Annotated in this window: 16 protein-coding genes; 15 read left to right on the top strand and 1 reads right to left on the bottom strand. The window is 58.9% G+C overall.

What is annotated here, in order from left to right; translation table 11 throughout:
- The 15 genes from rpmD to GXM19_RS05025 all read left to right on the top strand — a co-directional run bounded on the left by rpmD (window position 1) and on the right by GXM19_RS05025 (window position 9,518).
- A complete protein-coding gene (gene rpmD / locus GXM19_RS05095) occupies window positions 1–183 on the top strand; it encodes a 50S ribosomal protein L30 (protein WP_006235266.1) in 183 nt (60 codons plus the stop codon).
- 3 nt (window positions 184–186) lie between these two features.
- Window positions 187–636, top strand: a complete 450-nt coding sequence (gene rplO / locus GXM19_RS05090) for a 50S ribosomal protein L15 (RefSeq protein ID WP_006235267.1) — start codon at window positions 187–189, stop codon at window positions 634–636.
- Window positions 630–1,916: a preprotein translocase subunit SecY gene (secY, locus tag GXM19_RS05085; protein WP_035137447.1), complete on the top strand. Its 1,287-nt coding sequence runs from the start codon at window positions 630–632 to the stop codon at window positions 1,914–1,916. The genes rplO and secY overlap by 7 nt, the downstream gene beginning before the upstream one ends.
- An 18-nt stretch (window positions 1,917–1,934) precedes the next feature.
- Entirely contained in the window at window positions 1,935–2,561 is a 627-nt protein-coding gene (locus GXM19_RS05080) for an adenylate kinase (protein WP_006235269.1), read from the top strand.
- A complete protein-coding gene (map, locus tag GXM19_RS05075) occupies window positions 2,558–3,346 on the top strand; it encodes a type I methionyl aminopeptidase (protein ID WP_006235270.1) in 789 nt (262 codons plus the stop codon). The genes GXM19_RS05080 and map overlap by 4 nt, the downstream gene beginning before the upstream one ends.
- Window positions 3,347–3,450: 104 nt before the next feature.
- The gene (gene infA / locus GXM19_RS05070; protein ID WP_035137443.1) at window positions 3,451–3,669 is read left to right on the top strand and encodes a translation initiation factor IF-1; all 219 of its coding nucleotides are present in this window, start codon (window positions 3,451–3,453) and stop codon (window positions 3,667–3,669) included.
- 150 nt (window positions 3,670–3,819) lie between these two features.
- Window positions 3,820–3,933, top strand: a complete 114-nt coding sequence (rpmJ, locus tag GXM19_RS05065; protein WP_006363204.1) for a 50S ribosomal protein L36 — start codon at window positions 3,820–3,822, stop codon at window positions 3,931–3,933.
- Window positions 3,934–3,947: 14 nt separating this feature from the next.
- Window positions 3,948–4,322: a 30S ribosomal protein S13 gene (gene rpsM, locus GXM19_RS05060; protein ID WP_022094275.1), complete on the top strand. Its 375-nt coding sequence runs from the start codon at window positions 3,948–3,950 to the stop codon at window positions 4,320–4,322.
- 14 nt (window positions 4,323–4,336) lie between these two features.
- Window positions 4,337–4,741: a 30S ribosomal protein S11 gene (gene rpsK / locus GXM19_RS05055; protein ID WP_006235274.1), complete on the top strand. Its 405-nt coding sequence runs from the start codon at window positions 4,337–4,339 to the stop codon at window positions 4,739–4,741.
- A gap of 19 nt (window positions 4,742–4,760) precedes the next feature.
- On the top strand, window positions 4,761–5,357 hold the full coding sequence (gene rpsD, locus GXM19_RS05050; protein ID WP_006235275.1) for a 30S ribosomal protein S4: 597 nt from the start codon (window positions 4,761–4,763) through the stop codon (window positions 5,355–5,357).
- 32 nt (window positions 5,358–5,389) lie between these two features.
- On the top strand, window positions 5,390–6,331 hold the full coding sequence (locus tag GXM19_RS05045) for a DNA-directed RNA polymerase subunit alpha (RefSeq protein WP_006235276.1): 942 nt from the start codon (window positions 5,390–5,392) through the stop codon (window positions 6,329–6,331).
- 30 nt (window positions 6,332–6,361) lie between these two features.
- A complete protein-coding gene (gene rplQ, locus GXM19_RS05040) occupies window positions 6,362–6,829 on the top strand; it encodes a 50S ribosomal protein L17 (RefSeq protein ID WP_006235277.1) in 468 nt (155 codons plus the stop codon).
- Between the two features lie 92 nt (window positions 6,830–6,921).
- Complete coding sequence (gene truA / locus GXM19_RS05035; protein ID WP_006235278.1) at window positions 6,922–7,746, top strand: tRNA pseudouridine(38-40) synthase TruA; 825 nt, start codon at window positions 6,922–6,924, stop codon at window positions 7,744–7,746.
- Window positions 7,747–7,949: 203 nt separating this feature from the next.
- A complete protein-coding gene (locus tag GXM19_RS05030; protein ID WP_147293055.1) occupies window positions 7,950–8,948 on the top strand; it encodes a glycosyltransferase family 2 protein in 999 nt (332 codons plus the stop codon).
- Between the two features lie 132 nt (window positions 8,949–9,080).
- Window positions 9,081–9,518, top strand: coding sequence for an arginine repressor (locus tag GXM19_RS05025; protein ID WP_006235280.1), 438 nt, complete (start codon window positions 9,081–9,083; stop codon window positions 9,516–9,518).
- A 190-nt stretch (window positions 9,519–9,708) separates the two neighbouring features.
- On the opposite strand, the gene GXM19_RS05020 is transcribed toward GXM19_RS05025, so the two are convergent.
- Window positions 9,709–11,958, bottom strand: a complete 2,250-nt coding sequence (locus GXM19_RS05020) for a transglycosylase domain-containing protein (protein WP_006235281.1) — start codon at window positions 11,956–11,958, stop codon at window positions 9,709–9,711.
- Window positions 11,959–12,027 lie beyond the last annotated feature (69 nt).

The following is a 12,027-nucleotide window of genomic DNA, read 5'->3' as shown; positions in this document are numbered from 1 at the left end:
ATGGCTGACACCATCAAGATCAAGCAGGTCCGCAGCACCAACGGTTGCAAGCAGGACCAGGTCCGTACTGTCCGTGCCCTCGGTCTCCACAGGATCCGCGAGGTTCGCGAGATTGCTGACAACGAGTCCGTCCGCGGCATGATCTTCAAGGTCAAGCACCTTGTCGAGATTGTAGAGGAGTAGCAAATGCAGCTTCACGATCTTACTCCCGCGCCCGGTTCCACCAAGAACCGCAAGCGCGTCGGCCGTGGCAATTCTTCGGGTCACGGCACCACTTCTGGCCGCGGCCAGAAGGGCCAGGGTTCCCGCTCTGGCGGCACCAAGGGTGCCGGCTTCGAGGGTGGCCAGACTCCGCTGGCTATGCGCCTGCCCAAGCTTCCGGGCTTCCGCAACCCCCGTCGTATCGAGTACACCGCTGTTAACGTTGAGCGTCTCGAGCGTAAGTTCGAGGACGGCGCTGTGATCGACGGTGCCGCTCTTAAGGCCGCTCGCATCACCAAGAGCGAGTTCGAGCCCGTCAAGGTGCTCGGCAATGGTGAGCTCACCAAGAAGTTCACGGTCAAGGTCGACAAGGTCAGCGCTTCTGCGCAGGCCAAGATCGAGGCCGCCGGCGGAAAGGTCGAGCTGCCGTGCTAAATGGTCTTAAGAATGCTTTCCGCATCAAAGAATTGCGCGAAAAGATTCTTTTTACCATAGCTATGCTCGTCGTGTACCGCATTGGTGCGCACGTTCCTGTGCCCGGCATTCCCTTCCAGGGGATGCTGGGCCTTTTCTCGACCGATAACAATTCGGTCGCCGCAGGTGCTATGGCCCTCCTGAATCTTTTCTCTGGCGGCGCGTTGAGCTATGTGTCGGTGTTTTCGCTGGGCATCATGCCTTACATCACCAGCTCGATCATCCTCCAGATGCTCCAGGCCGTCGTGCCTTCCCTGCATGAGCTTGCCCGCGAGGGCGAGGTCGGTCAGACAAAGATTACGCAGTATTCGCGTTACCTCACCCTGGCTCTGGCAATCCTCAACTCCGTGGGTTACCTCTTCCTCTTTAAGAGCTTCGGCATCAGCTTTAATGGCGCCGGCGCTCCCGAGATCATCTTCGACCTCATGATCGTCGGTACGCTCACCGCGGGCGCCATGCTGATCATGTGGATCGGTGAGCTCATCACCCAGCGCGGTATCGGCAATGGCATGTCGCTGATCATCTTTGCGAACATCATGGCCGGTCTGCCGCAGGCTATCTTCTCCAGCACCGAGGGCAATGCCGGTGGCATCATCACCATGGTGATCATCTGCGCCATCATCCTGCTGGTTATCCCACTGATTGTTTTCCTTGAGCGCGGCCAGCGCCGCATCCCGGTCTCCTACGCTAAGCGCGTCGTGGGCCGTCGCATGATGGGTGGCCAGACCACCTACCTGCCCATCAAGGTCAACACCGCGGGTGTCGTGCCGATCATCTTCGCTTCGGCGCTGCTGTACTTCCCGGCTCAGATTGCCGTGTTCTTCCCCGGCATCGGCTGGATTCAGGCAGTTGCCTCCGCGCTTTCGACCGGTTGGCTCAACTGGGTGCTTAACGTTGTCCTCATCGTGTTCTTCGCGTACTTCTACACCTCCATGGTGTTCAACCCCGATGACACGGCCGATAACCTTAAGAAGCAGGGCGGCTTTATTCCGGGCGTCCGTCCGGGTAGGGCTACCGCGGCCTACATCAAGAACGCGCTCAACAAGATCACGCTTCCCAGCGCTGTCTTTTTGGCGCTCATCGCCATCGTGCCTTCGATCATCTTCTCCTTCACGGGTAACCATCTGATCCAGGCATTTGGCGGCACGTCCATCCTCATCATGGTCGGCGTCGTGCTCGACACGGTCGATAAGCTCGAAGGCCAGATCAAGATGTATGATTACGATGGATTCTTTAAATAGGCTAGAGGAGGATTGCTCATGAACCTCGTATTGCTCGGAGCTCCGGGTGCCGGTAAGGGCACCGTCGCACAGGAGCTCGTCGCCGAGTTTGGCGTCGCCCATATTTCCACGGGCGACCTGCTGCGTGCTGCCGTCAAGGGTGGCACCGAGCTTGGTATTCAGGCTAAGAAGTACATGGACGCTGGCGAGCTCGTTCCCGACCAGCTCGTGATCGACCTTGTCAAGGAGCGCCTTGCCGCCGATGACGCCCAGCAGGGCTTCATCCTCGACGGCTTCCCGCGCAACACCGCCCAGGCTGTGACGCTCGATTCCGAGCTCTCCGCCATGGGTCGCGAGATCGATTGCGCCCTTCTGGTCGATGTGGCCCCCGAGGTCATTATCGATCGTCTGTCTTCGCGTCGCACCTGCCGCGCATGCGGTTACACCGGCACCGCTGCCGATGCTACCTGCCCCAAGTGTGGCGGCGAGATGTATCAGCGCGACGACGACAAGCCCGAGACCATCAAGAACCGTCTCGACGTCTACGAGAAGTCCACGAGCCCGCTCGTCGACTACTATCGTGGCCAGGGTCTGCTCAAGTCGGTCAACGGTGACCAGGCTCGCGAGACCGTGTACGGGGATGTCAAAGAGGCTCTCGGTCTATGATCAAGATTAAGTCTGCAACGCAAATCGAGCAGATGAAGAAGGCAGGAGCGCTATCTAAGATGGCGCTCCGCCACGTTGGAGCCATGGTGCGCCCCGGCGTTTCCACCTTTGAGCTCGATCAGCTCGCGGAGCAGATTATCCGCATGCATGGCGGCACCCCGGCCTTTAAGGGTTACGGCGGGTTCCCGGGGACCATTTGCGCATCGATCAACGATGCCGTGGTCCACGGTATTCCCAACCCCGACATGATCCTGCGCGATGGCGATATCATCTCCATCGATACGGGAGCCGTTGTCGACGGTTGGGTCGGCGATAACGCTTGGACGTTTTTCGTCGGCACCCCCACGCCCGAAGCCAAGGCTTTGTGCGAGGTCACGCGCGATTGCCTTAAGGCTGCCATCGAGCAGGCTGTTCCCGGTAACCATATCGGGGACGTCGGTTATGCCGTTCAGTCCCTCGCCGAGTCTCACGGTTACGGTGTGCTTCGTGATTATGTAGGCCATGGCATTGGCCGCGTGATGCACGAGGACCCCAACGTTCCTAACTATGGAAAGAAGGGGAGGGGCGTTCGCCTCCAGGCCGGCATGGTCATTGCCATCGAGCCGATGGTTACGATGGGTTCCAACCATGTGAGCACGGGCTCCGACGGTTGGATTGTTACGACCAACGATCACCTGCCCGCCGCGCACTACGAGAACACCGTCGCCATTACCAATGATGGTCCGGTGATTCTCACCACGGATGCCCAAGGTGCTTGGTGCTCCCTCCAAGGCGGAGAAATGTAACAAGTTCCACTTAGTTGTGGAGCCATTACGAAGTTATTACGATGCGTGCATACGTGTTGTAGAATACTCAATCGCTGTCGTTTTCTAGAGAAAGATGATTGCTTGTGAAGAAGGAAGACGCAATTGAGCTCGAGGGTACGGTAAAGGAACCGTTGCCCAACGCCATGTTTAAGGTCGAGCTCGAGAACGGTCATTCGGTTCTGTGCAACATTTCTGGCAAGATCCGAATGAATTACATCCGTATTCTCCCCGGTGACAGGGTTGTCGTGGAGCTTTCCCCGTACGACCTGACCCGCGGCCGCATCACCTATCGCTACAAATAGCGGCACGCATACACGCACTCCATTTCCGACTGCAGGCTTAGCTCAACCTACGGTCGGATTGTGTGTGAAGACCAGCCATAGTTTTAAACGCCTGCGGCTGGGCGAGTAGATAGTAGGGAAGTAGTTTGAGCGCTACCGAAAGGAAGAACGATGAAGGTACGTCCTTCGGTCAAGAAGATGTGCGATAAGTGCAAAATCATTAGGCGCCATGGCAAGGTCCTCGTCATTTGCGAGAACCCCCGTCATAAGCAGCGTCAGGGTTAAGAGAGGAGACTACGTTGGCCCGTATTAATGGTGTCGACCTCCCGCGTGAGAAGCGCGTTGAGATCGGTCTGACCTACATTTACGGCATCGGCCGCACCACTGCGACGAAGATTTGCGTCGAGTGCAACGTTAACGTGGATACGCGCGTTAAGGACCTCACCGAGGATGAGGTTAATGCCATCCGCGATTATATCGATAAGAACCAGATCATGGTTGAGGGCGACCTCCGCCGTGAGCGCAACCAGAACGTCAAGCGCCTTATGGACATCGGCTGCAACCGCGGCCTTCGTCACCGCAAGGGCCTCCCGGTCCGCGGCCAGCGCACCCACACTAACGCTCGTACCCGCAAGGGCCCGAAGCGTCAGATCGGTGCTAAGAAGAAGAAATAAGGAGCGCTAGATAGATGGCTACTGCTAAGAAGAACGTTCGCGCTGCCCGTCTGAAGCGCGCGGACCGTAAGAACATTTCCGTGGGCCAGGCTCACATTCGTTCTACGTTCAACAACACGATCGTTTCGATCACCGATCCCCAGGGCAACGTCATTTCCTGGAAGTCGGCTGGCCAGGTGGGCTTCAAGGGCTCCCGTAAGTCCACGCCGTTCGCTGCCCAGATGGCTGCCGAGGCTGCTGCCAAGCAGGCCATGGAGCACGGTATGAAGAAGGTTTCCGTCTTCGTCAAGGGCCCCGGCTCCGGTCGTGAGACCGCCATCCGCTCCCTCCAGGCTGCTGGCCTCGAGGTCTCGAGCATCCAGGACAAGACCCCCATTCCGCACAACGGCTGCCGCCCCAAGAAGCGTCGCCGCGTGTAACTGAAAGGATCGTATCAATATGGCAATCGACAGGACTCCTGTTCTTAAGCGCTGCCGTCAGCTCGGGATCGATCCCGCTGAGCTCGGTTACAGCAGCAAGAAGGAATCTATCCGTCAGCCCAAGCGCCGTCGCAAGGAATCTGAGTACGGCATGCAGCTGCGCGAGAAGCAGAAGGTCAAGTTCATCTATGGCGTTCTGGAGAAGCAGTTCCACGGCTACTTCAACAAGGCCCGTAAGATGAACGGCGTCACCGGTGAGAACCTCATGATCATTCTTGAGTCTCGCCTCGACAACGTCGTCTTTCGTCTTGGCTTCGCCCGCACCCGCAAAGAGGCTCGTCAGTCCGTCCGTCACGGTCACTTCACCGTGAACGGCAAGCGCGTGGACATCCCGTCCTACCGCGTCAAGGCCGGCGACGTCGTCGCTGTCGGCGAGAAGTTCCGTGACCTCCTCCCCATCAAGGAGGCCCTGATTTCCTCCGAGCGCTTTGAGGTCCCTGGCTGGCTCGAGGTCGATATCGAGAAGCTGTCTGGTAACGTGCTCGCTCTGCCGACGCGTGAGCAGATCAGCGGTGATATCAACGAGCAGCTCATCGTCGAGCTCTACTCTAAGTAGTCCATCCGGGCTGCTGAGGCTGGAGGTAATACATGTCAGAATTCATTAGGCCTCAGGTTCAGGTCGAAGAGATCAACGAGACGTCTGCTCGTGTCTCCGTCGAGCCGCTCGAGCGTGGCTACGGCGATACGCTGGGTAACTCCCTTCGTCGCGTTCTTCTGTCCTCGCTCGAGGGTGCCGCCGTCGAGGCTATTCAGATCGATGGTGCGCAGCACGAGTTCATGACCATCCCTAACATGGTCGAGGATGTCACCGACATCGTCCTGAATGTCAAGGGTCTTGTCTTCAGGGCTCTCGGCACGACCGACGAGGCGACCGCCACCATCTCGGTTGACGGCCCCTGCGAGGTCACCGGTGCGGACTTCTTTATTCCGTCCGAGTTTGAGCTGGTTAACCCCGAGCAGCACATCGCTACGCTCACCGAGGGTGGCCATCTCACCATGAGCATGCGCATCGGCTATGGCCGCGGCTATGTTTCTGGCGAGGCCAACAAGCGCGACAACGATCCCATCGGTGTGATCCACGTCGACTCGCTGTACTCGCCGGTTTCCCGTTGCGCCAAGCTCGTTGAGGCTTGCCGTGTCGGTCAGCACACCGACTACGACCGCCTTGTCCTCGAGATCGAGACCAACGGCTCCATCGCCCCGCGCGACGCCGTGGTCCAGGCTGCCAATATCATCAACCAGCATATGGCCGCCTTTATGAACCTTGCCGAGACCCCCGAGGTCGAGGAGGAGGCTTCGATCTTCGCTCCCGAGGTCACCAACGACAACGCTGAGCTGGACAAGCAGATCGAGGATCTGGACCTTTCCGTCCGTTCCTACAACTGCCTTAAGCGCGCCAGCATTCACTCGGTCCGTCAGCTCGTTGAGTTCTCGGAGAACGATCTGCTCAACATCCGTAACTTCGGTGTTAAGTCGATCGAGGAAGTGAAGGACAAGCTTGAGTCCATGGGCCTGAGCCTGAAGGCTTAATGCTTCGCATATTTGAGGAGAAACTAGACCATGCGTCACAACGTTAAGAAGGGCCTGAAGCTCGGCACCGATGCGAGCCACACCAAGGCCATGAAGAAGAGCCTTGCTAAGGCCCTCTTCGAGAACGACCGCATCAAGACCACCGAGACCCGCGCTAAGGCGCTGCGTTCGGTCGTCGACCCGATCATCACTTGGGCCAAGAAGGGCGACCTGCACTCTCGTCGTCTGGCTATCGCCAAGCTCGGCGATAAGCAGCTCGTTGCCGAGATCTTCGACAAGGCTGCCCAGGGCATGTGGCAGGACCGCAACGGCGGTTATACCCGCATCATGAAGCTCGGTAACCGCAAGGGCGACAACGCTCCCATCGTTATCATGGAGCTCGTCACCGAGCCTTGCACGCCTAAGGCCAAGAAGGCTGCTCCGGCCCCCAAGAAGGCCGCTGCTCCCAAGAAGGTCGAGGCTGTCGAGGAGGCTCCTGCTGAGGAGACCGCTGAGTAGACTTTCCGTCTGCATAGGCTATATTCGAGGGGTACGTTCGCGTACCCCTCTTTTTTTGTCGCGATACCGTTACTTGTTTGTTGGGAGCGCCCATGACTGCGCCGTCTGATTTCAATTTGACCCCCGAGCTTGACGCCACGCTCGTATTTCGCGTGGCCTATGATGGCTCGTCGTATAGCGGATTTGCCGAGCAGCCGGGACAGGCGACGGTTGCGGGTGAGCTGCGTCGAGCCATCGAGACGCTGCTTCGCCGTCCGATCGATCTGACGTGCGCAGGTCGTACCGATGCCGGCGTGCATGCCGTGGCTCAGTACATCAGCGTGCCCGTAACGGACGCTGAGCTCGCCCTTACGCGCCGTAGGTGGCTGCGGGCTATGGATGCCCTGCTGCCTAAAGATATCGCCATAAACGAGGTCTACAGGGCCCGTAAGGGCTTTTCTGCACGCTTTGACGCGCGTTCCCGTACGTATACGTACCGTATTGCCGATCGCGATGCGCGCCCCGTGCTGTCCCGTGGTGCCGTGTGGTGGCATCGCTATCCCTTGGACGTCGAGGCCATGTCTGCGGCCTGTCCCGCGCTTTTGGGTGAGCAGGACTTTAAGAGCTTTTGCAAGGTCGCCTCTGCCGTGGGCAAGCCTACGCACCGCTGCGTAATGCGCGCCGAGTTTGGCCATGAGGTTGCGTTTGGCGAGGACATCCTGACGTTTACCATCGAGGGCAATGCGTTTCTGCATTCGATGGTCCGCACGATCGTTGGCACGCTTGTCGAGATTGGCATGCATCGCCGTAAACCCGAGTGGATGCGCGAGGTCATCGATGCTTGCGATCGTACCGCTGCGGGCCCCACGGCTCCTGCCTGCGGCCTTACGTTTATGGGCGTGGATTACGATCCCGCCGAGCTTGTCGTGCTCGACTAGGGGAGGGCTTGACGCGCCGTTCGTCGGCATCTGTCATCTGTGGGCTGCGCGTGTGCAACATCTGTTCTTGGCGTGCAGTGCAACCGGTGTCTCATTGCTTTTATTTATGGGGTGTACCATGAACCACGGTTTGATTCATTGCTGTCGAGAGGACGGATAACTTGGTTCGACGTGGCTCGCATCCGCGACTTTCGGTGATCCTTGTGGTAGAAGGTTCGCCCAGCTATGCGATGCGTGCGCTCGAGAGTATCCAGAACCAAGACCTCTACGATTTGCAGATTGTCGTTGTCTGCCGCGATGCTGCGCCCGGTGCGCGCCATTCGCTTCAGGTTGCTGCCGATAGGGACATCCATATTGATTTGATTGACGTCGAGGACGCGAAGCGCGGCGCTTGTCTTCGTGCCGGTTTTGATGCCTCGCGCGGCTCTCAAATCATCGCCATGAACGCCGATGAGTGGTTTGCTCCGCAGGCCCTTTCCAAGATGGTCGATATCGCGTGCGATACTGCGGCAGACATTGTGCTCCCCTCGGTGTCGCTCGATCGATACGATGCGCATCGCGAGCGTCATTCGCGCGTCTTGGATGCTGCCTCTATTGCCATAGAAGACGAGTCTTCTATGGTGACTGGGCTGCCCCAGTTGATTTTGGGCGGCCTAGTCGCTCAGACCTCTGGCGTGATGTATAGCCGTCCGCTGTTTGAGGCATGCCTGTCGCGCGGCAAGGCGTACCGTACGGTTGAGTTTATGGCTTATGCGCTCTCGCAGGCACGATTCGTGTCCGGCTGCGGCGACGCTTGTTTCCACGCGGTGGCACCTAAGCTTACAGATGCCTTTGATCCCACCATGTATGCCAGGATATCCGATGACACTCGAGCGCTCGACGAGCTTGCGGACTCACTCTCGGAAGCAGATAGCGGTGGTCGGCTCAAGCTGGCAAGCCAAAAGTTCTACTTTGCCGGACTGGTCGCCTGCATCGAGAATTTGTGTCTGAGCCCGCATGGGGTGTCGTCAATCGAGCGTTCCGCCCGCATGCGTGATATGCTCGATGCGCCTCGAACCCGTCAGATGGTCGCCGCGCTCAAGGATAACCATCGGGGGCTCGGTCTGTTGTTTGGGCCGATCGCCAGCGCCAAGCCCGCGCGCTGCGTGATGTGTACGCATCTGGCAGCTTTTCTTAACCGGACGGGCACAAAAACCGCCTAAACGGCTCACCTCGAAACAAATTTGCATAGAATTGTTTCGAAATGCGTTCTTATACACAAAAGCCTTCAAATAGCGTTAAACTATTCAATCACTAATTGATTGTCTCCGCTATCTTTTGGAGAGAGGGTTTGTATGGCTAAAAAACGCAATGGGCGCCAGGATGCCATTAGAGATATTGTGCGCAATAAGGACGTCCGCACGCAGCGCGTGCTGGTCGATGAGCTCCGCGCTATGGGCTTTGATTGCACGCAGGCGACTGTCTCTCGCGATATTGCCGATATGGGGCTGCGTAAGCTCCCTGAGGGCATCTATGTTCTGGCAGAGGACCTGCACCTGCAGCGTATGGTTTCCGAGCTCGTAACGGGCGTTCTGCGCACCGATAATCTGGTTATGATTAAGGCTCAGCCTGGCACGGCTTCCGGCATCGCCGCCGCCGTTGATGCGGCAGAGCTGCCCGATGTGCTTGGCTCGCTTGCCGGCAACGATACGATTTTGGTTATTGCCCAGACGGCCGAGGACGGCGAGCGTCTCGAGGCGCTGATCAATAAGCTGAGCAATTCTCGCAAGTAGGCGTGCGGGTCGTGCGCTCGGCACCGTGCGCGCTGACATAGTGGCTTGTAAGGGGTATCGACGTTGGTCGGTGCCCCCTTTTTTTGTCTGCCGGTATAAAGACCGCCCATCAGGTCGCTTTAAACTAAAAAGGCCCCCGAGCAGTTTAATAAGCTGCTCGGGGGCCTTGTTGCTTATGGCCGGATGATTTCTAGCCGACCGTATCGTCAGGCGTGGGCGAGGGGTCGGGAGTGGGTGTAGGCGTAGGCGTAGGCGTGCCGCCATCGCCGCCGGTGTCGGGAGTGGGTGTAGGCGTAGGCGTAGGCGTGCCGCCATCGCCGCCGGTCGAACCACCAGTGGAGCCGCCCGTCGAGCCACCGGTCGTACCGGTGCCGCCGGTGGTGTCGCCGCCCGTGGTCTCGGTGGTCGTGGTCGTCGTGGTAGTCGTTGTGGTGGTTTCCTCTTCGTCCTCGTTTTCGTCCTTGTCGTCGTTCTCCGTCTTCTTGGTGTTGTTGGTGCCGTAGAACTTCCAGACGCTGTTGTTCTTGTAGGTGGGCGCCGTTCCGGTCGCAAACTCCTCGCGCTCGGTACCGGTCAGAACGGTGTTCATAAATCGCTTAAAGACAGGCAGGTTGGTGCTGTCGCCCAGCAGGTCCGTGCCGTATTTTTGGATGGGGATCTCGCCCGCGGAATAGCCGGTCCACAGGGCGCACGCCAGCTGCGGGGTATAGCCGCAGAACCACAGGTTAGTGGTGTTGTCGGTGGTGCCCGTTTTGCCGGCATAGGGCTGGTTGACGCTCAGAGCGCCAGCAGCACCCGTACCGCTTCCCTGCATGACGCCGGACAGAACATCGGTGACCGCGGCGGCCTCGCCCTCGGTAAGCACCTGTGAGGGATTGTCCGTGTGCTGGAACAGCACCGAACCGGTACGAGAGTCAATCTCGGTGATGGCGATCGGCTGGCGATAGTAGCCGCCGTTGGCAAACGTCGCGTAGGCGGCGGCCATCTCGAGCGGCGAGATCGAGCCGGTGCCGAGCGTCATGACGGGAACATCCTCGATGTTGTCCTTGGCGGGATCGATGCCGAGCTTTTTGACGAGCGAGATGATCTTGCTGTTGCCGACGGCTTCCGCCACCTGGATGTAGCCGGTGTTGGAGGAGTATGCCGTTGCCTGCTTAAGCGTGATGTTGCCATAGCTATGGTTGGCGTAGTTTTGGACCTCGGTCGTGGTGCCCTTGGCCTTGAGCGGCGAGTTGCAGTTGAGGGTGACGTTGGGGTTCATGCCGTTTTGGATGGCAGTTGCCAGCGTAAAGGCCTTAAAGGTGGAGCCGACGGGACGCTTGGCCGTGGCATGGTTTACGTGGTTCTCGTCGGCGTTGTAGTCGTAGCCGCCCACCATGCACTTGATGTAGCCGGTCTTGGGGTCGACGACGACCATGCCCATGTCCAGGCCGTCGAGTGAGAGCGTGTCGAGCTGCTCGCGGACGGCATTCTCTGCCACTTGCTGCATCGTGGGGTCGATGGTGGTCTTGACGGTCAGGCCGCCCTTAAAGAGCACGTCGGTCGAGAACTCCTGCTCCAGCAGCTGCTTAACATAGGCGACAAAGTAGGGCTGTGAGTATACGTCGACGCCGCTGCCCGAAATCTCGGTCACGTTGAGGGTGATGGGCTCGGCCTGTGCGGCATCGTGTTCCTCCTGCGTAATGTGGCCCAGGCGCAACATGTTGTCGAGGACCTTGTTGCGACGGGACAGCGCCAGGTCGGGGTTGACCGTGGGGTCGTACTGCGAGGGCGAGTTGGGAAGGCCTATGAGCAGTGCGGCCTCGCTGAGGGTGAGGTCGGCGGCGCTCTTGGACAGATAGGTCTCGGCTGCGGCCTCGATGCCGTAGGCGCCGTGGCCGTAGTAGATGGTGTTGAGGTACATCATGAGGATCTCGTCTTTGGAGTACATGTCCTCCATCTTGACGGCGATGTAGGCCTCGCGCACCTTACGCTCGATGGTCGAGTCGAACTGCTCCTCCTGCAGGATGGTGTTGCGCACCAGCTGCTGGGTGATAGTCGAGGCGCCTTCGTGTCCGCCGCCGAGGGTTGCCACCGCAGCACGCGCGATACCCCACAGGTCGATACCGCCGTGCTCGTAGAAGCGCTCGTCCTCGACGTCAACGGTGCCCTGCAGCACGTAGGGGGAGACCTCGTCCTTGGTGATGGACTTGCGGTTTTGCGTGTAGAAGCTCGCGATCTTGTTGCCGTTGCAGTCGACGATCTCGGTGGGCTCGCTCACCAGATACGCGTTGGCGTCGGTGTAGTCGGGCAGATCGGACAGCCAGCGGTTGACGTTGCCGACCATGCCGATGCCAAATGCCACGCCCGCAATCAGCAGAAAGCCCAAAAACGAGAGCAGGATTATGGGCAGAGCATGCGTCTTTGAACGGCTGCGTCCCTGTCGTTGGCGAGGACCCATATATTGACCTCCAGGTATGTCGTGCCGGACGGTGGATGTGCCGTCGGGGCAGGATGGACATAAGTTATT

This window comes from Collinsella aerofaciens ATCC 25986 (assembly GCF_010509075.1).
GTDB lineage: Bacteria > Actinomycetota > Coriobacteriia > Coriobacteriales > Coriobacteriaceae > Collinsella > Collinsella aerofaciens.
Note: the sequence above shows the minus strand (reverse complement) of the source record. Positions and strands in the feature narration are given on the sequence as shown.

Bases quoted from the DNA above. Each gene is read 5' to 3' on its own strand.
- rpmD (WP_006235266.1), top strand. From the start codon at position 1: ATGGCTGACACCATCAAGATCAAGCAGGTCCGCAGCACCAACGGTTGC.
- rplO (WP_006235267.1), top strand. From the start codon at position 187: ATGCAGCTTCACGATCTTACTCCCGCGCCCGGTTCCACCAAGAACCGC.
- GXM19_RS05080 (WP_006235269.1), top strand. From the start codon at position 1,935: ATGAACCTCGTATTGCTCGGAGCTCCGGGTGCCGGTAAGGGCACCGTC.
- map (WP_006235270.1), top strand. From the start codon at position 2,558: ATGATCAAGATTAAGTCTGCAACGCAAATCGAGCAGATGAAGAAGGCA.
- rpmJ (WP_006363204.1), top strand. From the start codon at position 3,820: ATGAAGGTACGTCCTTCGGTCAAGAAGATGTGCGATAAGTGCAAAATC.
- rpsK (WP_006235274.1), top strand. From the start codon at position 4,337: ATGGCTACTGCTAAGAAGAACGTTCGCGCTGCCCGTCTGAAGCGCGCG.
- rpsD (WP_006235275.1), top strand. From the start codon at position 4,761: ATGGCAATCGACAGGACTCCTGTTCTTAAGCGCTGCCGTCAGCTCGGG.
- GXM19_RS05045 (WP_006235276.1), top strand. From the start codon at position 5,390: ATGTCAGAATTCATTAGGCCTCAGGTTCAGGTCGAAGAGATCAACGAG.
- rplQ (WP_006235277.1), top strand. From the start codon at position 6,362: ATGCGTCACAACGTTAAGAAGGGCCTGAAGCTCGGCACCGATGCGAGC.
- truA (WP_006235278.1), top strand. From the start codon at position 6,922: ATGACTGCGCCGTCTGATTTCAATTTGACCCCCGAGCTTGACGCCACG.
- GXM19_RS05025 (WP_006235280.1), top strand. From the start codon at position 9,081: ATGGCTAAAAAACGCAATGGGCGCCAGGATGCCATTAGAGATATTGTG.
- GXM19_RS05020 (WP_006235281.1), bottom strand. From the start codon at position 11,958: ATGGGTCCTCGCCAACGACAGGGACGCAGCCGTTCAAAGACGCATGCT.